16 protein-coding genes and 2 tRNA genes are annotated in these 23,889 nt (G+C 41.9%); 13 read left to right on the forward strand and 5 right to left on the reverse strand.

Annotated features, from left to right (window positions below; all coding sequences use genetic code 11):
* Nucleotide 1 precedes the first annotated feature (1 nt).
* The 5 genes from FBB35_RS04545 (at nucleotide 2) to FBB35_RS04565 (ending at nucleotide 8,099) form a co-directional block, all read left to right on the forward strand.
* Complete coding sequence (locus FBB35_RS04545; RefSeq protein WP_174708654.1) at nucleotides 2-3,160, forward strand: RNaseH domain-containing protein; 3,159 nt, start codon at nucleotides 2-4, stop codon at nucleotides 3,158-3,160.
* A gap of 519 nt (nucleotides 3,161-3,679) precedes the next feature.
* Nucleotides 3,680-4,036 (forward strand): hypothetical protein, encoded by a 357-nt coding sequence (locus FBB35_RS04550; RefSeq protein WP_174708655.1) that lies wholly within the window; start codon nucleotides 3,680-3,682, stop codon nucleotides 4,034-4,036.
* Nucleotides 4,037-4,139: 103 nt separating this feature from the next.
* Nucleotides 4,140-5,162: a spore photoproduct lyase family protein gene (locus tag FBB35_RS04555; protein WP_174713522.1), complete on the forward strand. Its 1,023-nt coding sequence runs from the start codon at nucleotides 4,140-4,142 to the stop codon at nucleotides 5,160-5,162.
* Between the two features lie 348 nt (nucleotides 5,163-5,510).
* Nucleotides 5,511-6,992 carry a site-2 protease family protein gene (locus FBB35_RS04560; protein WP_174708656.1) on the forward strand — a complete coding sequence of 494 codons (1,482 nt, stop codon included), beginning with the start codon at nucleotides 5,511-5,513 and terminating at the stop codon, nucleotides 6,990-6,992.
* A gap of 357 nt (nucleotides 6,993-7,349) precedes the next feature.
* Nucleotides 7,350-8,099: a transposase family protein gene (locus FBB35_RS04565; protein ID WP_368041821.1), complete on the forward strand. Its 750-nt coding sequence runs from the start codon at nucleotides 7,350-7,352 to the stop codon at nucleotides 8,097-8,099.
* 256 nt (nucleotides 8,100-8,355) lie between these two features.
* Here the strand turns inward: FBB35_RS04565 and FBB35_RS04570 are convergent.
* The 4 genes from FBB35_RS04570 to FBB35_RS04585 all read right to left on the reverse strand — a co-directional run bounded on the left by FBB35_RS04570 (nucleotide 8,356) and on the right by FBB35_RS04585 (nucleotide 9,785).
* Nucleotides 8,356-8,429: transfer RNA gene (locus FBB35_RS04570), tRNA-Pro, on the reverse strand.
* Nucleotides 8,430-8,479: 50 nt separating this feature from the next.
* A complete protein-coding gene (locus FBB35_RS04575; protein WP_174708658.1) occupies nucleotides 8,480-8,845 on the reverse strand; it encodes a DUF1818 family protein in 366 nt (121 codons plus the stop codon).
* Nucleotides 8,846-8,916: 71 nt separating this feature from the next.
* Nucleotides 8,917-9,525 (reverse strand): hypothetical protein, encoded by a 609-nt coding sequence (locus tag FBB35_RS04580; protein WP_174708659.1) that lies wholly within the window; start codon nucleotides 9,523-9,525, stop codon nucleotides 8,917-8,919.
* Between the two features lie 23 nt (nucleotides 9,526-9,548).
* Nucleotides 9,549-9,785 carry a DNA-directed RNA polymerase subunit omega gene (locus tag FBB35_RS04585; RefSeq protein WP_012412301.1) on the reverse strand — a complete coding sequence of 79 codons (237 nt, stop codon included), beginning with the start codon at nucleotides 9,783-9,785 and terminating at the stop codon, nucleotides 9,549-9,551.
* A 159-nt stretch (nucleotides 9,786-9,944) separates the two neighbouring features.
* On the opposite strand from FBB35_RS04585, the gene FBB35_RS04590 reads away from it, so the two are divergent.
* Entirely contained in the window at nucleotides 9,945-10,364 is a 420-nt protein-coding gene (locus FBB35_RS04590) for a fasciclin domain-containing protein (RefSeq protein ID WP_174708660.1), read from the forward strand.
* 109 nt (nucleotides 10,365-10,473) lie between these two features.
* Here FBB35_RS04590 and FBB35_RS04595 read toward each other — a convergent pair whose 3' ends face one another.
* Nucleotides 10,474-11,928, reverse strand: coding sequence for a glycoside hydrolase family 13 protein (locus FBB35_RS04595; protein ID WP_174708661.1), 1,455 nt, complete (start codon nucleotides 11,926-11,928; stop codon nucleotides 10,474-10,476).
* Between the two features lie 663 nt (nucleotides 11,929-12,591).
* Here FBB35_RS04595 and FBB35_RS04600 point away from each other — a divergent pair.
* The 7 genes from FBB35_RS04600 (at nucleotide 12,592) to FBB35_RS04630 (ending at nucleotide 23,886) form a co-directional block, all read left to right on the forward strand.
* Entirely contained in the window at nucleotides 12,592-14,319 is a 1,728-nt protein-coding gene (locus FBB35_RS04600; RefSeq protein ID WP_174708662.1) for a S8 family peptidase, read from the forward strand.
* Nucleotides 14,320-14,815: 496 nt separating this feature from the next.
* Entirely contained in the window at nucleotides 14,816-15,118 is a 303-nt protein-coding gene (locus tag FBB35_RS04605; RefSeq protein ID WP_174708663.1) for a hypothetical protein, read from the forward strand.
* Nucleotides 15,119-15,405: 287 nt separating this feature from the next.
* Nucleotides 15,406-16,545: a glutamate--cysteine ligase gene (gshA, locus tag FBB35_RS04610; RefSeq protein ID WP_174708664.1), complete on the forward strand. Its 1,140-nt coding sequence runs from the start codon at nucleotides 15,406-15,408 to the stop codon at nucleotides 16,543-16,545.
* 476 nt (nucleotides 16,546-17,021) lie between these two features.
* Nucleotides 17,022-17,483 carry a tRNA (cytidine(34)-2'-O)-methyltransferase gene (locus tag FBB35_RS04615; protein ID WP_174708665.1) on the forward strand — a complete coding sequence of 154 codons (462 nt, stop codon included), beginning with the start codon at nucleotides 17,022-17,024 and terminating at the stop codon, nucleotides 17,481-17,483.
* A gap of 791 nt (nucleotides 17,484-18,274) precedes the next feature.
* Nucleotides 18,275-20,626, forward strand: a complete 2,352-nt coding sequence (locus FBB35_RS04620) for a peptidoglycan DD-metalloendopeptidase family protein (protein ID WP_174708666.1) — start codon at nucleotides 18,275-18,277, stop codon at nucleotides 20,624-20,626.
* A 165-nt stretch (nucleotides 20,627-20,791) separates the two neighbouring features.
* A tRNA-Met gene (locus tag FBB35_RS04625) sits at nucleotides 20,792-20,865 on the forward strand.
* 414 nt (nucleotides 20,866-21,279) lie between these two features.
* Entirely contained in the window at nucleotides 21,280-23,886 is a 2,607-nt protein-coding gene (locus tag FBB35_RS04630; RefSeq protein WP_174708667.1) for an ATP-binding protein, read from the forward strand.
* The last annotated feature ends 3 nt before the right edge of the window (nucleotides 23,887-23,889 follow it).

Genomic DNA, 23,889 nt, shown 5'->3' on the forward strand with positions numbered 1-23,889 from the left:
AATGATTAATAATTTTGATGATGAAATTGAATTGGAAGAAGATTTATTGTCAGAAGAGGAAGACGAAGAAACTGAAGACAGTTTAGTTTCGGATAAGTTTTACATTCAGCAAGGTGCAATTAAATTAATTAAAGAATTTCCTTTAGCTTTCACCGTACCAGATAATCTTGCTCCAATCATAGTAGAAGGTTTTAATCTTACGTGGACAAAAGCAGGTTTGCAATGTCTTGACGAGATTCAACAAGGAGCTAATGTCAAAAATCTTCCTTATGGCTCATTGCGAAATTTCCTACAAGTAGTATTACAAGATGCAACACGAATTGAACCAGAGGTAGGTCTTAGCAAATATGCCTTGAATTATGCTAAAGGCGATCGTATGCTAGAACCTTTTGTTTACCTTACTGGTGGCGATGAAGAAGAAATAAATAAAGTGCTTCGCCCAATTATTAATGATTGGTTCACAAATTCTCTCAAACCATTTGCTGAAAAGGAGGATATATCAATAAAGATTATTGACCGCTTAGAAGATTTGCAAGAAAGGGGAGAGTTAATAAAAGTTTCTCCTTTCAAATCTCAAGTATTACCTTGGGGTTGGAATAAACAGACGGATACAACTCAACCTAAAGATAAATATGACTATCGAATGCTAGCAGATTACGTGGCTCGTCAAATTGCTGGACAAGTTATTTTTCCAGGTTTAGGACCGATGAAACGTGTTATTTTCAGCAATGGTACATTTACCTCTGGTATTGCAGAACTGATTACTGATCCGATTACCTTACCTGACAAAAAAGGTAAGTTCAGTTTTCTAGTAAGTTTAGAAGTCATTACTTATCCATCTTTACATCAACCTTTATTACAAGTTAAAGTTTCCAAACGTCGCTGGTTTACTCAATTAAAAGCCCCCAAATACGACCGCAGAAATATTAGTGGTTTCATATTTTCTCAAGAGCATACAGATCGTGCATTTAGCTACCAAGTAAAATGCGAACAAGACAAAAGTAACAAAAAAGGTAAAAATAAAAAGCAAGAGGAGATAAAATTGATTTGGAAAACAGATAAAGATTTTGAAATTTTGCGGAGAGAGTTGAATTTGGGGTCATCTTGTGATGGTCAACAAATCGCTCTAGGTTTAGCTTCCACTGATAGCTGTGAGGTACTTCTTACTTACCGTAATGGACTTCAAGATAATTCAGAAGACGACGAAGAAACTTCAGAAAAATACGGTATTGAAACAGGTGTACCAGAAATTGATAAATTAGATGCGTTTGAAGCGATCGCTAAAATTCTTAAACCATTAGGAATCGAAATATTCGATGGTTACACAGAAGTACCATCTAGGCATAAACCAGATGATACAGCATCGCGGATGATTAATCTTCCTACACTGCTTGGTGGTGTTTTGGAAGCTCTTGAAACAAATACCAACTTGGAATTTACCCCGAAATATCTTGATCAACTCAACGATAAACAAATTGATGATTTGCTAAGTAAATATTTTGGCATTCGTTTAGAAGAGATTGATTGGGGAAGAAAAGCTCTTCAATTCAAAGGACGCACAAAGAATCAAACTGATGAACTTCAAGGCATTATTCAGGCAAACCAAACAGCGATGCAGCGATTGTATCCTAATGAACGACCCTTATTATTTATCTTTTATGAAGCTCATTTACAAACAGAAGCAGAACTATTGCAGAAGGTTACTCAACTTTTGTGGGGCGATACACTTCAAATAGAAATTAATCGCTTGCCAGAAAATACTCACGGGCCAAGAGAGATTTTATCAGGAAATGAGTTGAAAGCCAAAGAGCGATCGCGTGAGCGAATTAAGAAATGGGAATCTACTGCAAAACAGATTGAAAAGCTCAACCAGCCAACTTTCTGCGTAATCATGGCGCGGAAGTTTTACCCAGATCCTACTGGACAAAAAACTGCTAAACCTGATGATAAGGTTAATAAACCCTCTACTCGCAAAGCATTAGCAATGGCTGGTGCTGGTGTGCAGTTTCTACTACCTATTGAAAAGACACGAAAAACAAATCGTCTGAAACTCGCAGACTTTTTCCATCGGATGCAGTCAGCATTAAAAGATTTAATCTTTGCTCATTCTGGTCGTATTGATGATATCAAAGAAAAAGTTGATAAGTACCTGCAAAATATTCCACTAGAAGCTAGTCCAAAAGAAATTATTGTAATTACAATCGTCCGTAAACAAAAGGGTCGTGTTCGTGGCAAAATTGAAAGTACATTTTTACCAATAGCAATCCGCATCAATGTGGATACAGGTAAATGTGAGTTTTGCTGTGCTTATGAGAGAGGTAATTTAGTAATCAGTCCGTGGGCTAGTTTTTCTGATGCGCGAGCTTTTATTGCTGAACTTACTCCCATCAAACTGGCTGATAAAGAAGAGGTACGCAAGACTCGATTCATGAAATTTGTGAAACAGCTTGTTTCCAATTCTGTGGAAGAAAAAGCGCAACCCTTAGTGTTAATTGATTCTTCCAACTGTGTCCAACTATGGTCTTGGCTTAAAGATGTTGAGATTAATGCTAATCAAATTAACTTTGGTCAGCAGCATCAACATATGCAAGAAGAATGGCAAGGCGCACGTTTAATTCGCATTCGCCAAGAACTTGCTCCTGGCATTATTGAGAAAAAAACCAGACATTTAATAGAGACTTCTGTAGAAGATACTAGAACTAAAGAGGAACTAAATAAACTGCCGCCTACGCTGAAAATTCCTTCAGCATCTAGTGCGACTGGCTTATTCCGACTCAGCGCGACTAACCAAACTGGATGCGTGGCTTATCTATCTGTGGCGCGTGAATTACCACAAAGAAAAGCTCGTGGGCAAAGTTGCTATCGCTCAACCGATACTCTAGTAAAACAAACTGGGTTAAAGATAAGTCAACTCTCTAAAAAACCTCCATTTGCGGGTCGCTGGCCTACTCCCAACCCCCTTGAGATTGTCGTTACCTTACGTCAGCCAGAAGATAATCCTGATGATCTAGCTGCCCTTGTGGAATCATTGCGTTATGGCTTTGGTCACTATAGCGATTGGACAGGTTTGCCTGCTCCCCTATTTTTTGAGCGTGTTGTACGTGACTATATTAGTGATTTTGCGATCGCAGATGAGGACATTGAATCAGAGCAAGATTAAATATGCAGCCAGTGTAGAAAGAGGCTACTAGTTTATTTACAATCAAACTCGCACAAAGATGACTGTTAGAATGCATCCCGACGCATTGGCATTGCAAAGGCACGCATTAACAATGCGGTCGATTATACCAATTTGAAAAAAGAATGCGACAAATAGACCATTTGTAGAGACGCGATGAATCGCGTCTTTACCCAAAGATGTGTTGCAATCATTAATCGAATTGGTATTAGCATTACAAGGGATTGCCAAATTTAATTCGCTACGAATTTAATGAAATGCTGTACTTAACAAGCCAAGGTTAGGACTGCAACCTAAAACTTGAGTTTATTGAGCTTAGTGAAACCCCAAAACAAGCCCAAAAGCTGGCAAAAATAGTGTGATTGACATAGAGATATTAAGCAGCAATTGGGAAAGGAAACTACTACCTTGAATTGGGTATAACCCGTATGGTATATAGCTTCAAGTCACTTTTCTAGATTTTACAATATAAGTAAGAGATAAAAATAACGCTTCAATTGTATGAAAATACTCTCATCAGAACTAGTTCATTTGGGATTTGGCAAATATGTGCGTTCTGACCAAGTGACAGCAGTTATACCAATAGAAGAGGAGCGAGGCCCAGGGCGACGAACCTTTGTTCACGTTCAAGGGCAAAACGATCCAATTATCGCCTCTCGCGCTGAAGATACCATCGTGCGTGATTTAGTACAGGAACCACGCGAAGTTACCCAAGCACGTCAGCAGCAGGAAATTCTTCAAGATTTATTGGTTAATTTAGGTAATGTTAATTCGACTGTGCGCCGAATTAACCGTGATGAAGGCAGTTTGGATCTGGATTTGTTAGAGCGACGAATTAAGCAAGTACTGGAAAATTAATTGCAAAAATCAGCAAACTAAATAACGGAGAAAGATATTGCTGAATACCATTACAGACCAAGTTTCAGTATCAGAGACACAAACAAAATCGCCAAGGTTGTGGATACCTGAACGGGTACTGTTTACACCTGCTGCCCTAGATGAGGATTGGGGGCAGCAGATTCTTAAACGTGTGCAGTCACTCAACTTACCAATAGAAGAACTATCACAGAACCGCCTGAAGGGTCTACGCGGTGAGTCTGAGCATGATACTTATAATATTGCCAAGCGTACCTTAGCGGTGGTTACTGCACCACCCAGTTCTTTTAAGCTGAGTCCCATCCCACCCTCTGCGGATTGGCAGTTTCACCTTGCCGAAGGTTGTCCGGCTCACTGTCAATACTGCTACCTAGCGGGTAGCTTGTCGGGGCCACCTGTGATCCGCGCTTTTGCCAACTTACCGCAGATATTAGAGAACTTAGCTAACTACGAACAACAGGGGAAAACCACAAGTTTTGAAGTTAGCTGTTACACAGACCCATTGGGTATTGAGCATTTGACTGGAAGTCTTGCTGAATGTATCAGTTACTTTGGCACTCGTACCAATGCACATCTACGTTGGGTATCTAAGTTTGATGCTGTGGATGGATTACTCGATTTACCACACAATGGAAATACCCGCTGCCGGATGAGCGTTAATGCTACACCGATTTCTGGTAAGTTTGAAGGTGGCACGGCATCCGTAGCATCCAGACTGAATGCATTGCGACGGTTGGCGTCACCACAAGAGCATGGCGGTGGCGGTTATCCAGTAGGTTTGGTTATTGCGCCAATTATGCCGATAGATGATTGGCAGACGCACTATAGTCATTTGTTTGACCAGATAAACGAGGCACTGGATTTTGACTGTAATCTTACCTTTGAGTTAATCTCGCATCGTTTCACACCTGGGTCAAAAGAAGTGTTACAAACTTGGTATCCGCAATCCAAATTAGAGATGGATGAGGCAAAACGCAGTGTCAAGCGTAATAAGTTTGGTGGGACGAAATACGTTTACGATAAGGACACAATGAAGGCGTTGCGTAGCTTTTTTGAGAGTGAAATTAGTAGGCGCTTTCCAAATGCTGAAATTCTTTATTGGACTTAGTACAGCATTTCATGAATTCGTAGCGAATTAAATTGCCCCTACCATGTGTAGTTTTGCGTAAGTCCTAAGAGGCTGTAATTATTGAGTAAGAGAGCGATCGCAGAATAATATATCACTCTAAATAATTTTTAGTCGCTTCCGGTAGTTCTAAGGTTTCTCAAATCTAACAAGAAGCAAAATTTCCTTGTTAAAGGCAAGCAAACTGACACTTTGATTGTTTCGCTGGGTTGAGCTACGCCTACGCAAAGCCGCATAATTTTGGCAGACGACAGGCGGCGTTATACATTAATAAGTGTATCTGCAATACCGGACTTGTTCTGGCTTAGTCTCAATAGCAAAGGTTTGGAGATGTTTACTTTATCAGAAACTTCTATCCTAGCGGCAATCCTACTGGTAGCTTTAGGCATTTTGGGCTGGGGCTTTTATCGCGCCAGACCTTTTGGTAAACTGGGAATCTTAGCCTGGTTACAGTCGGTGGTGTTGATGACTCCCTGGCTCCTGTTTTTTGGATTGTTTGCCGCAGGGATTTACATCAATATAGCGGGTATATTGTTCTTAATGGTGACATCCGCCGGATTGTACGTCTACTTGGGCAGACAGTTACGCGCAGCTGGGCAAGATGCCATCCTCAAACAACGTGCAACAGAAAAACTCGCTGCTGATTCCTTACTTGAAGCCAATTCTCCACAACCAACAGTAGGAGAACTGAAACCAGAGATTCCGCCGATACCCGAAGAGGACTTGAATGCAATTAAAGGTATCTTTGGTATCGATACGTTTTTTGCCACAGAAACCATTGCCTATCAAGATGGAGCTATTTTCAAAGGCAATTTGCGGGGAGAACCAGAAGAAGTTCACAACCGTCTAACTGCAAGTTTGCAGCAACGCCTTGGCGAGCAATATCGCCTGTTTTTAGTGGAAAACACTGATGGCAAACCAGTAGTAATTGTCCTACCGAGTCGCAATGATCCCCGACCGATGTTGTTATCGCAAAAAGCTTTTGCAGGCATTTTGTTGATAGCAACCATTGCCACAAATCTAGAAGCTGCGGGATTACTGCTGAATTTTGATTTCTTTGGCAATCCAGGGCGATTTCAAGAAGCTTTGCCTATAGGTACTGGGATATTTGCGATTTTAGTGGCTCACGAAATAGGTCATTGGTTACTTGCTAAACGCCACCAAATCCGTCTTAGCTGGCCTTTCTTTCTACCCGCAGTGCAAATTGGTTCCTTTGGGGCAATTACCCGCTTTGAATCTCTGTTACCCAACCGCAAGGTATTATTTGATATTGCCTTAGCAGGGCCAGCCGCAGGTGGTATCGTTTCTTTGGTAATGCTGGTGACAGGCTTACTACTTTCTCACTCAGGTAGTTTATTTCAATTGCCAAATCAGTTTTTCCAAGGGTCGATTTTGGTAGGAAGTTTGGCGCGAGTTGTCTTGGGTTCGGCGTTGCAGTCATCTCTGGTAAGTGTTCATCCCCTAGTGATAATTGGTTGGTTGGGGTTAATTATTACCGCTTTGAACTTAATGCCCGCAGGACAACTAGATGGTGGGCGTGTTGTTCAGGCGATTTATGGACGCAAAACCGCAGGACGCGCTACGATCGCAACTCTAATTTTACTGGCGTTAGTGTCTCTAGGTAATATGATTGCCATGTACTGGGCGATCGTGATTTTCTTCTTGCAACGAGATCAAGAACGCCCCAGCTTGAATGAAATCACTGAACCCGATGATGCTAGAGCCGCTTTGGGGCTTTTGGCTCTATTCTTAATGATTACTACACTCTTACCTCTAACTCCCGGCTTGGCTGGGCGTTTGGGAATAGGATAGTGCTGAGTTAAGAATATAGACATCTTGCAAAAGCTACTTTTGCAAGATGTTGGGCAAAAGTTAAAGGTTAAAGGGGAAGGTAAAATTCCATACCTTTAACCTTTTCCCCACTTCTGCAAGAAGTCTAATGAGTAGACTTGTCCGAAATATTAACTTAGGAAAAGAAAATGGTAAAACGTTAAGTTGAGCGTTTACCATTTTTCAGAATTAGTTATGGTTTTTGATTATATCGAGAAATATCCACACAGAACAAAACAAATTTTAGGGATTAGTTACAAGCAACTACAATCATTATTAAATTGCGCCATAAAACGACACCAAGACATCAAAACTAAACAGGAGAGTCAGAAAATTAGAATGAATGCATCTGGTGGTGGTCGTCCCGAAAAGTTATCAACCGACGAACAAGTATGTTTGTGCTTATTTTATCTAAGACAGATGCCAACTTTTCTTGTATTAGGAATGTTATTTGAGGTATCGAAGACAGAGGCTAACGATACTTTTCATTACTGGATACCAATCCTGCGAGACATTTTACCCGCTAGTTTATTAGAACAAGTATCAAATAATGAGAGTGATTTACTATTTGTTCAAGAAATATTAACCAATTTTCGGCTATTAGTCGATAGTCTAGAACAACCAATATATAGGGATTCCGACCAAAAGGAACAACAAAAATATTTTTCTGGTAAGAAGAGGCAACATACATTAAAAAGTTTAATGATTGGGATACCAGAAGGTAAGGATATTGTAGAAGTAGAGATAGGCGTTCCTGGGCCAACAGCAGATATAAAATTGTTTCGTCAATCTCAGCACAAATTTGATAAATCTCAACTTTTTTCAGGTGATAAAGGGTTTCAAGGTGGCGAAAACATCACTACTCCTCATAAAAGAAAACCGAAGCGAGAATTAACTCAACAGCAAAAAGATGAAAACAAGGCTTTATCTAATAATCGAATATTCATTGAACATTTAATTCGATTACTTAAAATATTTCGCATAGCTTCACAAAGATTTCGATTAAAGCTCGATACTTATGAACAAATTATTTTCACAGTATGTGGATTGGTTAGATTAAGAATAGGTAGCTTAATTTTGCCAACTTAACTACTAAGAGTAGTTAGGAAAATCTCAAAAAATAGGAGTGATATTTTATGCCTCTAAACTAACAGTAACTGTCTCAAAGCCTTATTACTGCGTTTTTCCGCAAATATCAAAGTTTTGCCTCAAAGCTTTGAACAGTCTGGCTTTGGAGTTTTCGGACAAGTCTAGTTGTAGTTAGAGATTTTGCGATCGCTTTGCAGACTTTATTGAAAAACCTGCCAATCTTTTTAAAAGATTAACAGGCATGGCTTATCATCAATCGGAGCGGCGGGATTCGAACCCACGACCTCCACTACCCCAAAGTGGCGCGCTACCAAGCTGCGCTACGCCCCGGTCAGAATTACTATCATATAGCAAAACTATAAGATAATCAAGAGGCTAATTTAAAAAACTTTAAGCATTCCAGCAGCTTGCAGTAAATCTGGAACAGCAGAAGCACTCCATTTACCCTCTACACATCGACCTGTATTCAAAATGAAGCACAGACTGTAATCATGAGGATAGCCTTCTACCTCCATCCATAATAAATCGCTTTCGGCTTCACAAGCAATTTTTTCCTCTTCCATTAATTCCGTTGCGAGTTGCTTCATGGTGTCTGCTAACTGTCCTAGTAGACGGCAAAAATCATTCAACTCGGCTTCGGTTAACTCAATTGCCCAATCATCTGTACCGACTAAACCTTTAAATTCAGGTGCATGGGGATTCCAGCCAATACGCCAACCAAATCCGGTTTTTACAACGCGTTCCATATTTTAGTTAAAACTGAGGAGTTATAAGTTAGGAGCTATGAATTTACAACTTATAACTCCTAAATTTTCCACTATCTAAGTAGTTCGGCACCCCCTCGCTGGGGTGGCTGTGGGGTAGTTGATGTACCAGGATTAGGTGCGGTATTGGGGTTGGGGGATAGGGTATTTTGGGAAGTAGGATTAAATATATTGACTAAGACTTGTAATAAGGCATCTCGCTGACTGCGGGTGAGATGGGTTATGGCTTTGCGATCGCCTTCCATAGGGTTTTCCCGTAGTGAATCATTGCCTGGATAGGTAGTATCATACATAATTTCATTCGCCCCCAGGTAATCAGCTATAGTCAGCTTCCAATCTAAGCGATAAATTGGGGCCCGCCCTTTGGTATAAATGTGATATCTAATCAGGCGATTTGCCAGAGTGCTATTTTCGTCAACTTTCCCATTTTCTTTGCTGATATACTTGTTTTCGCGTGGGAAATCTGGCAATTGCTGGTATACCAACTGCCAAACATCACTAGGTGTGATTCTCTGAGCATAAGCAGGTTGGATACTAAACAAACTTGTGTATATTGATTTGCCCGCCCCTAAACTCAAAGCAATTACACCCACTACCATTAAGGCAGTGAGTGTTTGCCAGGGCTTGATTCGGGGTTGAATGAACGATTGATGTTTGCTCATCCTGCCTTCTCTAAAGCCTTTTTTTATAGTTCGCCAATAATCTCTGGTTGAGTCAATTCATCGGACATTTCGATAATTGCTCTTAGCACTGGCTTCATCATCGCATCTTCGTTATTTTCAAAATCTTCATAACGCCGACGTTTAGCACGATTGGCCACCTGAACCGTAATGCGGTAACGATTTGAGGCTGCACTAATCAGTTCCTCAGCTCGGTGCATAATCTGAGACTGAGTTGTCTCGAACTTAGAACGCTTTAGCATAATCAGTGGTTCTTGGGGTCATTCCCCAGTGTAGCAGTACTGATAAATCTGTTGCCGTGTATTTAATCGCCAGCAACCTTTCTGTTGATAGAGGCTAAGAGCCTTCTAGTCATTTTATAAGTTACTTATAATACTATCTGACTAAAATCACACATCCTTATGGCTGACCTTGTGGAAACTGCTATCAATGCGGGAAACTTCAATACCCTGGTGAAAGCTGCTCAAGCTGCAAATCTCATAGAAACTCTAAAGAGTCCTGGTTCTTTGACACTATTTGCACCAACTGACGAAGCTTTTGCCAAGCTGCCAGAAGGAACTTTAGATTCCCTACTAAAAGACATTCCCAAGCTCCAGAAAATTGTGGCATATCATGTCGCTAGTGGGGATGTTCGGTCTGACGATTTGGTACAAATTGATGAGGCACAGACGCTTGAGGGGTCAATTGTAGCCATTGAATCTGCCGATGGCAAAATTAAGGTGAATAACGCCAATGTCCTCAAAACAGACATTTTGACAGACAATGGCGTGATCCATATTATTGATGAGGTATTGATGCCTGCAATGGTGGCAGGGAGATAAGGCCATTGGGAATTGGGCATTGGGCATTGGAAAATGAAAAGTCTTCCCAGTCCCCAGTCCCCAGTCCCCAGTCCCCAGTCCCCAGTCCCCAGTCCCCAGTCCCCAGTCCCTAGTCCCCAGTCCCCAGGATGCAGCCACTGCGTGGGGGAAGAGTTAATAACAACTGTTCAGCATTCCATTCAACTTCGGCAGTACCGTATAGCAGCTTGTTGGGTTGAGTACGCAAACTGACAACATCTGCATTGGCTGTTGCCGAACTTGTGCCAGCGTTGACGGCAATTATCAATTCTTCTGTCCCTAAAGTTCGTGCAAAAATATAAAGTTGTCCTTGAGCATATAAAACTTGGTAATCACCTGTACGCAAGGCTGGGTAAGTTTGGCGGAGGGCAATTAATTGACGATGAGTGTTGAAAATTTCTCGATTCCAGTTAGCCTCTAAAGGAAAGCCACGCCGTGAATCTGGATCTATACCACCAGGTAAGCCAACTTCATCACCATAGTAAATACTAGGGGCACCAGGAAAGGTTAGTAAAAGTAGAGTCGATAATTCTACACTCGCTATATCACCGCCTGCAATGGTCATCAATCGGGCTGTATCGTGACTTGCTAACAAATTGAGTTGAGTTAGCTGAATTTCCCAAGGATAAAGTTGCAGTACTTCTTGGATTTTGGTGGCGTACTCGGCAGCAAATAAGGGTGGATAGGGTTGATAGTCGCGGCTTTGGACTTGTTCTAAGACTACGCGATCGCCAGCTGCAAAGGCAATTGTCGGCCCAGCAAATAAATAATTCATCACGCCATCAAATTGCGTTCCATCCAACCATTGGCGGGAATCTCCCCACACTTCACCCACAATATAGGCTTCAGGATTGATGGCTTTAGTGCGATCGCGGAATTCTTGCCAAAAACCCGGAGTCTTTATTTCAAATGGTACATCCAATCGCCAACCGTCGATGCCGAATTTAATCCAATATTCGGCAATTTCCATAATGTATTCTCGTACTTCTGGATTGTCGTGGTTAAATTCTGGCAAGGCGCGATTTCCCGCCCAACCTATGTAGTTTGCAGGGAAATCACCAGTGTACGGTGCTAGAGGCCAGCCTTCAATTTTGAACCAATTCACCCAAGGCGAATGGGGACCATTTTCTAAAACGTCATGGAAGAAGAAAAAACCACGGCTGGAATGGTTAAACACGCCATCTAGAACGACTTTGATATTCCGTTGATGGGCTGCATCAAGCAATTCTTTAAAAGCTTCGTTGCCTCCCAACATCGGGTCAACTTGGTAATAATCGTGGGTATGATAGCGGTGATTACTGGCGGATTGAAAGATAGGTGTGAAATAAATCGCGTTAATCCCCAAATCTTGGATGTAGTCTAAATCCTCCATGATGCCCCATAAATCGCCGCCTTTATAACCTTGGAGTGTAGGCATAGCGTCCCAATCTTCCCAACGGGCTTGGTGCAACAACCGTTTGCGTTGTTGTTTGCTTCTGGCAAAACGATCTGGGAAAATTTGGTAGAAAACCGCGTGCTTTACCCAGTCTGGTGTTTGAATTTGCATGAATAACTCTTTGTATCTTTAGAAGCGATCGTTGCAAATATTAGCTTCTTTATGACTCTTACTTATGATAGAGAATCTGTAATTTGCCAGTATTCATTAAGAATTTATACCAATTTAACTATTTTGGCTACAGGAATCATCTCTGATTTTTGCGAAGCTAGGTGCAATTCAAAGAGCCTTCTTGCCTATTGCCTATTGCGCTTTGCACACAGAAATCAAAGCATATTAGTATACAGATTGTTAGTATTTAATATTTCTTAAATTTATCTTTTTTATTTATTACTTAATTATTCTTAATTTTATTTTTTTAACTTTGTCCGTAATGATTTAGGCAGATAGTGAATTAGTTTAATAGCTCCATAAAAATTACCTGTTAGCTCAGTCTTGGGTAATTTTGAGATGCGTCTGTTCAAAGATGTCTTATGAGTACAGGAAATCACTATTAGGAGACATAATTCAGGGATATGAGTTATGAATTAGCAATTGTCTTAGGAATTACTTCCCGCCTCCTAAGCTTATTTGATGTTATCTATAAAAAAATAGATAACTATAGTCGCATCAAATAATCAAGGCGAAAAAACTGCATAGTCTGCATTAATACCAGAGCGACTTATGCTAATAAACTACTTTGCTTTCACCCAATAAATTGAATTTGAGGTAAAAATGAGACACGAAAAACTTTCTCCCGGACTACTGTTGGCATTTCAAGACTATCAAAATGAGGGAGATAAAGCTTTAGTTACACACAAGCGATCGCTTGGCATCATTGCCCACAAAAGCCCAGTCAAGCCAACAAAGAGCGTCGTTTTTATCTATTGCGATCCTGATGCAGACTTGAGTTACCTATCACAATATAACATTGAAGTCAATCAAAACTCTGGGAGTGTGCGGACGGCTTTTTTACCGATAGAAAGTTTAGATGTCTTGTCTGAAGAAGATGTTATCCAACGCATCAAACCATCACGCAAACTTCATTTGAGGATGGATACTGCAATGGGAGCAGTCAAACTCCCGGAGTTCCAGAACAAAACTGGACTAACTGGTAAAGGAGTAATCATCGGCATTGTAGACAGTGGCATTGATCCGAAACACCCCGCTTTTGCTGGACGAATTTTACACATTTGGGATCAAACACTGCCAGGTCCAGGAGTAACAGAGGGTGGCTATGGGGCGGAATTTACGGGAGCGCAACTGACAATTTCTCAGGATACTGGTGGTCATGGTACTCACGTTGCGGGCATTGCTGTCGGTGCTGATGCTAGCTATAGCGGTGTAGCGCCAGAAGCGGAATTAGTTGTGGTCAGATCAGATTTACAGGATGCCCATATTGCTGATGGTGTGCGTTATATTTTCCGAATTGCTAGAGAGTTAGGACGCGCAGCCGTGGTGAATCTCAGCTTGGGTGGACACGCTGATGCTCATGATGGTAGTGATTCCTTATCCAAAGTTATTGATGCGGAAACTGGCCCTGGAAAAATAGTTTGCTGTGCTGCCGGTAACGAAGGAAACGATAACATTCATGGACAAGCGACAATACCCAGTGGACGCACTCGTGGTATGCGCTTTAATGTTCCTTTGAATCAAATAGGCATAGTTTGGTTAAATGCTTGGTATTCCAAAGACAGCGAATTAGAAGTGTCTGTGCGGAGTCCTAACGGTTTTGTCACCCCATTCCAAAAAATAATTACTGACGGTAATGCCGCACAAGATTACCAGTTACCAGATGCAAGGGTGCAATTAGCGACACCAGCGCCAGATAAAGCCAATGGCGACCATAATTTCTTTGTACAAATCCGGGGTATTGGCCCCTCGCCAGTTATGGGAGGTGTTTGGCAACTGCGAGTTCGCAACAGTTCTGCAACTGACACACGTTTAGATGTATGGACATTAGATGACACTTCGTCAGTATTCTTTACTGGTAAAAGTGTCAAAGATGCGCTAAAAATTGGTTCCCCAGGAGCCGCCAGCAGTGCAATTACAGTTGCCGCCTATACTACTAAAACCAAGTACACAGATATTGATAACCAAGTGCGAGAAATGGGCTTAGAATTGCACACTATTTCGGAATTCAGTAGTGAAGGTCCACTCCGAAATGATGGACATAAGCCGGATGTAGCAGCACCAGGAGCAATGATTATTTCCACACTTTCTGCCGATGCAAATTTTGACCGTTCATCGATGATTAATTCCAAGTTTGTGGTACAGGCTGGTACGAGTATGGCGACACCATTTGTTAGTGGGTTAGTAGCATTATTATTGCAGCGAGATCCCAATCTCGATCCGACTGCTGTGAAAGACTTGCTACGTAAAAATAGTGCAATTCCTGGAAAACCCGCAGGGACATTTGATGAAAAATGGGGTTATGGAGTGATTAACGCTTTAAATCTGTAATTAGCCTCAGAGATGCAATATATTTAACACCTTTAACACAATAAATATATTCGCATCTCTTGAAAATTATACGGCTACTAAATTAAACAGCGCTAATTGAAAAAATGCTAACTTAACAGATGCAATTTAAATCCGAATAACTGCTTTAGATACTGATTTTCCCGGAGTAACTTTGAGTGGTACTTGTATCTAAGAATGTAATATTAATAGGACTTATGTAAACAATATCTAAAACCCTGATTCTACCGTAGGAGCAATTCATGAATTGCCCCTACAGCGTGTCCTTTTACGTAAGTCCTAATTAATATACAAGAATACTGGGCATTCAGGCTCTTAATAAACCTCAAAGCTAGAGAGAACAGCAATTAATCTGTAATTGGACATAGGAAATCGCCCATTAAATCTATACAGAGATAGGCAACAAAAACTCGCAAGTTTGATACCTTAGCTATACGATAGGTTAAGAATTGGTTGCTTTTTACCCACTTACTGAATCATGGATTTTCAAAAGCTAGATGCTGCCCTTGCTACAGCGCTCAATAATGTTCAAAACCCAGAAGAACCGAGTTTAGAAGTTTTCATCCATACTGAACCAATTTTAGACTCTGCTGCAACTGCTGTTTTAGAAAATTTAGGCATCAGTGGTGTTACTAGTGGAAGAGATATATTTACGGCAACACTGTCACTCAATGCAATTTCCCACTTGTCCGAGGAACCTTGGGTAAAATATTTGAAGCGATCACAGCAATTGCGTTTGGTTAATAGGAGAATAAATGTAGGCAAGTTGGGTGTTGAATGAGCATTGTCTAACCCTACACCACGCAGATAATTTTTTGCATTTCCTGTGAATTAGGTTGTTTTTTCTGGAAACTTACACTTCACCTCAATTTCCAGATTACTTGCAGCCGAGCCTTCAGTAATTTCAGTAGTAAGAATTTTTTGAAGAACAGCCAAGAAATCTGTCATCATAACTTGGCATGAATTATTAATTACATGATTCTTAACCTTTGATTGACTGAAAGATAGATCCTAAAGATGCGTCTAATTCGATACAATTTATAGGCAGAGAGAGCCGAGGAGAACAAGGTGGTCTTATTAAAAGGCTTTGAGATCGAGATGTATACTGGCACACCTCAAGGTGAAATCGTCGGTCTCTCCGACAAAATTATTGCAGCCTTGGATGGATTTATGCGGGAGCCAGATAGCCGCAATGTCGAATACATAACCCAACCATCCCATAATTACGAAAATTTATTGTGTGCCTTGCTGCGTCCTCGGCGGGAGTTGCGAAACTACCTCAATCACTTGGGCGATTACACCTTGATACCGGGAAGTACTTTATCGTTGGGTGGCAGCGATCGCTTTCGGCGTTCCGATCCAGCAAATCCCTATCATGACTACATTGAGAACACCTACGGTACAAAAGTAGTCACCGCCAGCGTCCACATTAATATAGGCATCAGCGATCCAGAAGTATTAATGCGGGCGTGTCGGGTGATCCGTATGGAAGCACCTCTATTTCTTGCCCTCAGCGCCTCATCTCCCTTCCTAGATGGCAAAACTACTGGCTATCACTCCACTCGCTGGGGCCTATTTCCGCAAACGCCTAGCCATGTACCTTTATTTGCCAGCCACACCGATCATATCCAGTGGGTGGAAGATCAACTCGTTGCCGGAACCATGCAAAATGTTCGGCATTTGTGGACATCGGTGCGACCAAATGGCGATCGCCGCCCTTATGATCTAAATCGCCTAGAACTACGAATTTGCGATTTAGTCATAGATCCCATTGCCTTACTAGCCATTACTGCCTTATTAGAAGCGCGTTTATTGCAAGTAATCGAAAATCCCAACATCGATCCTTTAACTCAAAGTACTTTCTCTAACGAAGAACTCGTCACCCTGACTGCTGAAAACGAAGCGGCGGCGGCGGCTGATAGTCTCGATGCTCATTTGAGGCATTGGCAAGATGGTAGAAGCATCCTAGCCAGAGATTGGATTACCCAAATGTACCAAGATGTTTGGGCGATCGCTAAACAACGAGGCTTTAGCTGTTTCCTTTCCCCATTGCACAAAATTCTCCGCGAAGGCAATGAAGCTCAACAGTGGTTGCAGTTACACACAGTCGGTTTTGACAGCCAGCGCGTCATCACTCAGGCTATTCTCGCCACCCAAGAACGCGAAATCGAACTCGAAGACAAATTGTGTTCGTCCCTACTAGCTTAATTGAAGAGGCAGAGGAGCAGGGAGCAGAGGGGCAGGGGGCAAGGGGAGCAGGGGGTTGGGGAGACAAGGGGGACAAGGGGGAATTATTGAACAATTGAACAAGTCTCTCTCTTGTCTCCCCCCTCTTCCTTGTCTCCCTTGTCTCTTATTCATGCCCAATACTTCTCTACGAGAGGCTGCGCCAACGGCTTCGCTCAGTACAAGTGCCCAATGCCCAATGGGAGATTTCTTTGGAGATACTACCATCCCTAAAAAACACAAGTGATTAATCTTTCTACATAAAACTTAATATTTACCAATTTTAGCCAAATATCCTCTCAGGGATTGCTCTGGGAGAGTTTGTGCTATTGTTTTAAAAATCTAATCAATGGATGATGCTTGATTATTATTAACAAAACCTATGAATAGCCTCTACCCTTTGGTAGATTTAACATTGACGATAAATTGTTTTATACAATACGTAGATTATACGGACAATGCCCCAGGTCGTTCTAGTTAACCCACAAATTCCTCCTAATACAGGTAATATCGCTCGTACCTGTGCAGCAACAGGTACAGAGTTGCATTTGGTAGGGCCCTTGGGGTTTGAAATTAGCGATCGCTACCTCAAAAGAGCCGGTTTGGATTACTGGCCTTATGTCAAACTGCACTATCACGAATCCCTAGAAGCCTTTAAAACCGTACATCAAGAGCGTGGAGGCAGATGCTTGGGTTATAGCGTTGGTGGTAATTTTAGTTACGTGAGCTTTCAATATCAAACCGATGATTGGCTACTGTTTGGTAGTGAAACTACGGGCTTACCACCAACAATTTTGTCAGATTGCGATGCTACTCTGTATATTCCCATGAGCCAACCAGGGGTTCGCAGTTTGAACTTGTCAGTAAGTGTGGCAATTGGCTTATTTGAAACCCGTCGTCAGTTAGGCTATCTACAATAGTTGCTTACCTTCACAGGCTAAGTATATTTACTTATTGTCTCTACAAACATCTATCTAAACTGGAGAATTTTGGCAGCAAGATTTTTTTGTTTACGGCAAAATATGTAAAAGAATATACCAAATCCTGGGTTTATTCGCTAATTGTAGTGGAAGATACTTACAAACAGAGGAAGGTTATTATAAGAAATTTATATATAAAACTTGAGATAATGCCAAATTTGAATGATAGATTTTGATGAATTTGAGGCATCCTAAATTGGGAACAAAAGCGCTAAAATCCAGTCATGTCATGTATTTGAGCTGTTTTTGCTCGATGAACTCCAAAAAGCAGCCTAAAATTAGACGATAGTTAATACGGTTGTTTTTTAGGGAATAATCAACGTAAAGTCTCGTGTTGAGAAGACTGATGGGCTAGAAATATCTTGAAGATATCTACAGCAGGGGGCATCACTTTTCCAGAAGTCGCAGCAATTTATTTTTCGGCAGCGACTATAGACTAGGCAAATCATTTGTTTAGTCCCCGTGATTGACGCAAGACAAGCGCGGATAATGGTAAAGAGTTATAAACGTCCTAAGTGGTGTTAGGAGTGGTTCGGACAAGTAAACACAGCAAACTTTAAGTTTTGCTAATACATGTAAACTTGTCTAAATCAGAGAAGCAGGTTAATCTTGCGTAAGCATCTCTGGTGAATGTGATCTTGATCTATCATTTGTTGTGATCTAAATCATTGACTAGTATCCAACTGAAAAATCGAGGTCAGTTAAGCGCTAGTGATCATAGGAGGTCGTCTTTGAAACGAGCATTAAAAAAGAGAGTAAAAGCTGTGTTGAACAATAACCCCAACAGCGATGATGCCCCGGTAGAACTGCAAAATGTGATGAATCCAAAAGTTAACCGCCGGGTGCGGACAAAAGCCGCCATGATTGGCTTGGCAATCTCTATGGGAGCAACCAGCCTTTTGGTGACTCGACAAAGCGATCAAGCCCAAGCAGCGGTGCCAGTAGGCAGCCAAAAGGCTTCCTCCTCAATTCCTGCTGTTCCTGACACTGAAGTGAAATTTGCCTCCACAAAGCTGGAGTCCCAAGCAGTCTCATCAGCGAGCGTGCCGGAAAATCCTGTGATCGTGGAACCAACGGCAGTCTCACAAGTGCCTGGGCTTGAAGCTAAATGGCAAGTCGCGGCAAATGGAATTTCTTTGCAAATTCCTGCATCAGAAACATTTTCCCAAGCAACAGTCAGTTATAAAAATTCCACCAACCTGAAGCCGCAAGTGGCACAGGGATTGAACAACACATTAGCCGAGACTAGTTTCCCAACAGTCAATAATTTGTCTGACTATAGTGCTGATGGTGTTGGTAGTACGAATGTTTTATCGAATGCCCAGCCACAAAAAGTGGCAACATCTGGTGCAGTCAACGGTGAGATAAATGCACAACTTAAGGCACAACAAGAGTTTGCACTGAATCGCTTACAAGAAAAATCTAATCGGTTAAGAAAAAGTCTGGCACAGTTACAGTCTGGGGAAACTGAAAACCCATCACCAGCTGATATTGGTTTGGCACAGCCGACGACTGGAGTTGAAAAAACTGCATTAGTCCAGCCGAATACTTCTGACGATGCAAGCAAAGCGAACTTGATATCGAAGCTAAAACAGAAGAATCAGGCGAGTGCAATTGCACCAGTATCAGCTACACCAACACTTATTGCATCCTCGGCTCGAACTGCCTACGAAGTTAAGCCTGGAGATACACTAGCAGCGATCGCCAGCAAATACAATACTTCAGTATCAGAACTAGTTAAGGTAAATAACCTCAACAATCCCAATGAACTGAAAATTAGTCAAAAACTAATTATTCCTGCTGGTCGAGTTGAGGTAACAGTAGCGAATCAACCCACTGTAGCGAGTCAACCTGCTGTAGCGAGTCAACCTACTTTTGTGGAGTCCAGCAAAACTCCAAAAGTAGCTACCTCTCCTATGAACATTGGTAGCGCCAACTCCTATCTACCAACTACTTCACAATCACCATCTATTGCCGACAACAGCAGCGTTGCCGTCCCTATATCGGTAATTGCGAACAATCAGGTTCAGGCAAATAGTGCCACTGACTTAGAAGTACGCCATACCACTCCTACTAGGTCTTATGGTGTTGGTGGTGAAGATCCAGTGCCAACAGCTTTTGCTGAAATACAACAGCCTAAAACATCAGCAAATAGAGTAGCACGTGGAAATAATAATGACCGTTTGCGCGGCTTGCAAGCGGAAATTCAGAGATTACAGCAGAAATACCGCGCTCAACAGTCTGGTAATTTAGTTGTGCCAGCAGCTAGCGATACTAATAACGCTGCAATGCTCACTCCTATTTCTACTCCCAATAATTTTATCGTACCTAACTCTGCTGTTCGACCAAATAGTGTAGCGATACCAATTCCAGTTCCTACACCTATTAGAGCTACCTATAGCGCTCAACCAATCAAGCCTCAATTCCGTACTAGTGTACGTCCTAACGAACCAGTAAACCCAGAATTCTTGCCCAATCTCGGTTCTGCTAGTCAGTGGACTCCTGCTCGCACTCAATCTCCTACAAGAATTGCAACCCCTTCTGGAAGAGTAAATGCCTCTGACTCCTTAGGAAAGATGCGGGGAACAACAGTTACTCCACAGATATTACCGCCTTTGGCAGCAGTGGATCAATATCTGCCCAGACCCGTTGACGAACTTATACCTCCTCCTTCTTCCTCATCCCCTCCATCTTCTTCAACCGTAGCTTACACATGGCCGGCAAAAGGTACCCTTACCTCTGGTTATGGCTGGCGCTGGGGTAGAATGCACAAAGGAATTGACGTTGCTAACTCCACTGGCACGCCAGTTGTTGCCTCAGCTGAGGGGACGATAGAAAAAGCAGGCTGGAACAACGGTGGCTACGGCAACCTTGTCGAAGTTCGCCATCCTGATGGCAGCACGACTCGTTATGCTCATAACAGCAAGATTCTAGTGCAACCTGGTCAGCAGGTACATCAAGGAGAAACAATTGCTTTAATGGGCAGCACTGGTCACAGTACTGGCCCACACACCCACTTTGAAATCCATCCATCAGGTAAGGGTGCTGTTAACCCAATCGCTATGTTACCGGATCGCATATAATTTCTTGGCTATCTGTAACTAAATCATTGCCTTGTTTTGTTGAGGGAGTTAAACTCCCTCATTTGCTTTCTCTGACCTCAATAGGGATGAAAGCTGTAAGAAAATTGCAAAAATCCTAGTGTTGAGCAAATTTGTATGCTATACTAGTTTATGATTTGAATATATGGCTCAGTAGCTCAGTTGGTTAGAGCGCGGGACTCATAAGCCTGAGGTCGTTGGTTCAATTCCAACCTGAGCCACTTTAAAAATTATAAGTAGTGAGCTATAAGTAAGTTTTGAAAAACTTTCATGGCTCTGCCGAACGCAGTTTTTACTCTAAATTTAAAAGCTACCTCTGATACTAAAGACTCAGCAATATTTATTTAATGTGGCGGATTATTGTGGTACGACACCAACTTTTAGAGCCAAAACCATGTAACTCTGAGCAGGGTTTGAGTTGAGATCGCCATCACCCTTCATTTACTCTATTTTCATCTTCAGCCACCAATTCCTGAATTACACACTAAATAAACTTAGTAAATAGAGCGTTAACCAGCTAAAAATGCTAAAGCATGGTTAGTTAAGTTACATTAGCTCTATAAACCTGCGTATTTTGGCAACTACCATAACCATGTTTAGTAGTGCCGCAAAATTAGCTTAGTGAGTAAGGTGCAATGGTTGAACCCTTAGAACAATTCAAGATGGAGACCAATTTTGAGGGTCTCATCCAGCTACTCGCTAAAAGTCTTTATCCAGAACCAGATGTATTTGTCCGTGAACTGATTCAAAATGCCCACGATAGTATTGTAAGGCGACAAGAAGTAGAACCAAATTTCGCCGGACGGATTGATGTCGAGTTAGATACTAGCAACCGCCAGATTATTTTCCGAGATAATGGCATTGGTATGGATCGGCAGGATATTAAAGATTTTCTGTCGGTGATTGGGTCTACGGGGACGGGGACGGCACGGCAAAAACTCAAAGAGGATGGCAGAGCGGCTGCCTATAATCTGATTGGGCAATTTGGGATTGGGATGCTGTCGGCGTTCGTAGTCGCAGAAAAGGTTGTGGTGCAGACGCGGAAACTAGGGGAAGAGCAGGCTTTTGCATGGCACAATACGGGTTCGACAGACTGCATACTTTATGCCGATAATCGTCAGGAAACTGGCTCAGAGATTATTGTCTTTATCAACCCAGAATATACTTTTATGCTGGATGAAAAACGGTTGCGGGAGGCAATTGTTAAATACTGCGATTTCGTTCAGTTTCCGATTAATTTGAACGGAAAAGGGCCAGTCAATACAGTCCTTGCACCCTGGTATCGAGAACATTGGCCTTCTCAAGCGGAGAAAGAAGTCACTTATAAAATGTTTATAAATCGGCGCTATCCTGATAATGCGTTAGATTTAATTCCTGTTGAAATTAATGAACCATTTCAGGCTAGGGGCGTACTTTATATCTCTGACAGCCGTATAGCTGATTTCAATTCTACCGGGGTCGTTGATATCTTTGTGCGGCGGATGTTTATTCGGGCAGGTGACAACACTATATTACCGCCTTGGGCAAAGTTTATTCGCGGGATAATTGATAGCCCCGACTTGCAGCCTACCGCAGCTAGAGATAATATTCAACGTAATAATCCCGCTTTTGAATTTCTGCAAAAACGACTAGGAGAATTAATTGTCGAACGGTTAGCTTACTTAGCGCAAAAAGAGCCGAATAAGTTTAAACAGATTAATATTTGGCATCACTATCACCTGAAGGGAATGGCATATTTCCATGATGACTTTTTTGAGCAGGTGGCGGAATTGTTATTGTTTCAAACTAATGCCAAAACTAATAATGGCCTCATGTCGTTGCAAGACTATTTAACTAAAAATCGTTCTAGAGATAATAAAGCGCCAATTTACTATTTTGCTTATATGGGAGCGGCGGCACAATTTTATAAATTGGCAGATGCTCGTGGTTGGTTGGTTATTAACGCTGGTGGTAGATTTGAAGAAGAACTATTGATCAAGTATGGCAAACACCACCATCGGACTGTACATATTGAGCGGTTGGATGCAACAGACGATGAAGAATTATTCCAACGATTAGAAACAACAGAAGCAGAAAAGTTTAGGCAGTTGGAACTTGACCTAGAGAGGGGTTTGCGGCTATCAGGATTAACTAATGTACTAGTACGGATGCGCCGTTTTGAACCTAAAGAATTGCCATCAGTAATTATTGTTTCTCCTGAAACGGAGGCAGAAGAAAAACTCCGCCATTTGGTTACGCAACCTTGGTTTATGGAAGGGATGGAAGACGTAGCGGAAGAAGCGCTGAAGCAAAACCAACGTCGTCCAATTCATCTTTCTCTCAATGCTAACAATCCACTAATTCAAAAATTAGGAAATATAGAGCGTCGCAGCGATTTAGTACAAGAAGTAATGATGGGGGTTTATAACAGTGCCATTCTTTATTCCCACAATTTGCTCAATCAGTACAATGCTGAAGTAATGCACGGCCAGTTTGTTCGCTTGTTTAACAGGTTAATTGAGCATCAAACCGAAACATTAGAGTTAGAGAAAGAGTTAGAAGCAGAACGCCGCCAGAAAATTGAACTTCAGAAACAACAAGTAGAGACAACGGCAAAACGCCCCGATCATGTTTTAATTTTTATGATTACGCCCTTTAGCGATGAATACAAACCACTAGAAGAAGCGGTGCGGCTGGTGTTTGAGCGATCGCCTTATTGCTTTGAGGTACAGTTAGCGCGGGACTATACCTATAAATCTGGGTTACTAGAAAATGTACGAGAACACATGCTCCGCGCTCACGGTTTTATTGCCGAAATTAGCGATTTAAACCCCAATGTGATGTTTGAATTGGGGGCGGTAATGTTACCCGATGATAGCCGTCCGATTTTTTCGCTCCGCAGTCAGGATGCCCGCAAAGATGTGCCAGCAGATTTAAAGGAAAAACTGTTTGTGCCTTATAGTTCGATTGCAGATCCTGTAGAAACCCTAGAAATGGCGATTCGCAATGCCTTTGAACGAGATGGGCGGATTGTTCACGATGGCATTAATGCCCTTTTGGGACAGCGCCAAAAGCGGTTTCTGTCGCGGACATTATTGGAGGGATTGCGCCGCACTCGGTTGGAGTCGAATGAAATTGCCAGCTTGATGAAGCAATATAAAACGGTTGAGGATTTGCTAGTAGCAGAACCATCTGAAGTTGTCCGTAAAACGGGTTTGCAGGAGTATGTGATTCCAGCCATTCAAGGCGAACTAAAGGGATAAGCT

Source organism: Nostoc sp. TCL240-02 (assembly GCF_013343235.1).
Taxonomy (GTDB): domain Bacteria; phylum Cyanobacteriota; class Cyanobacteriia; order Cyanobacteriales; family Nostocaceae; genus Nostoc.

Coding starts and splice junctions, on each gene's coding strand:
- FBB35_RS04590 (WP_174708660.1), top strand. CDS start 9,945: ATGGCTGACCTTGTGGAAACTGCTATCAATGCGGGAAACTTCAATACC.
- FBB35_RS04580 (WP_174708659.1), bottom strand. CDS start 9,525: ATGAGCAAACATCAATCGTTCATTCAACCCCGAATCAAGCCCTGGCAA.
- FBB35_RS04585 (WP_012412301.1), bottom strand. CDS start 9,785: ATGCTAAAGCGTTCTAAGTTCGAGACAACTCAGTCTCAGATTATGCAC.
- FBB35_RS04605 (WP_174708663.1), top strand. CDS start 14,816: ATGGATTTTCAAAAGCTAGATGCTGCCCTTGCTACAGCGCTCAATAAT.
- FBB35_RS04550 (WP_174708655.1), top strand. CDS start 3,680: ATGAAAATACTCTCATCAGAACTAGTTCATTTGGGATTTGGCAAATAT.
- FBB35_RS04630 (WP_174708667.1), top strand. CDS start 21,280: ATGGTTGAACCCTTAGAACAATTCAAGATGGAGACCAATTTTGAGGGT.
- FBB35_RS04615 (WP_174708665.1), top strand. CDS start 17,022: ATGCCCCAGGTCGTTCTAGTTAACCCACAAATTCCTCCTAATACAGGT.
- FBB35_RS04565 (WP_368041821.1), top strand. CDS start 7,350: ATGAATGCATCTGGTGGTGGTCGTCCCGAAAAGTTATCAACCGACGAA.
- FBB35_RS04560 (WP_174708656.1), top strand. CDS start 5,511: ATGTTTACTTTATCAGAAACTTCTATCCTAGCGGCAATCCTACTGGTA.
- FBB35_RS04545 (WP_174708654.1), top strand. CDS start 2: ATGATTAATAATTTTGATGATGAAATTGAATTGGAAGAAGATTTATTG.
- FBB35_RS04575 (WP_174708658.1), bottom strand. CDS start 8,845: ATGGAACGCGTTGTAAAAACCGGATTTGGTTGGCGTATTGGCTGGAAT.
- FBB35_RS04595 (WP_174708661.1), bottom strand. CDS start 11,928: ATGCAAATTCAAACACCAGACTGGGTAAAGCACGCGGTTTTCTACCAA.
- FBB35_RS04600 (WP_174708662.1), top strand. CDS start 12,592: ATGAGACACGAAAAACTTTCTCCCGGACTACTGTTGGCATTTCAAGAC.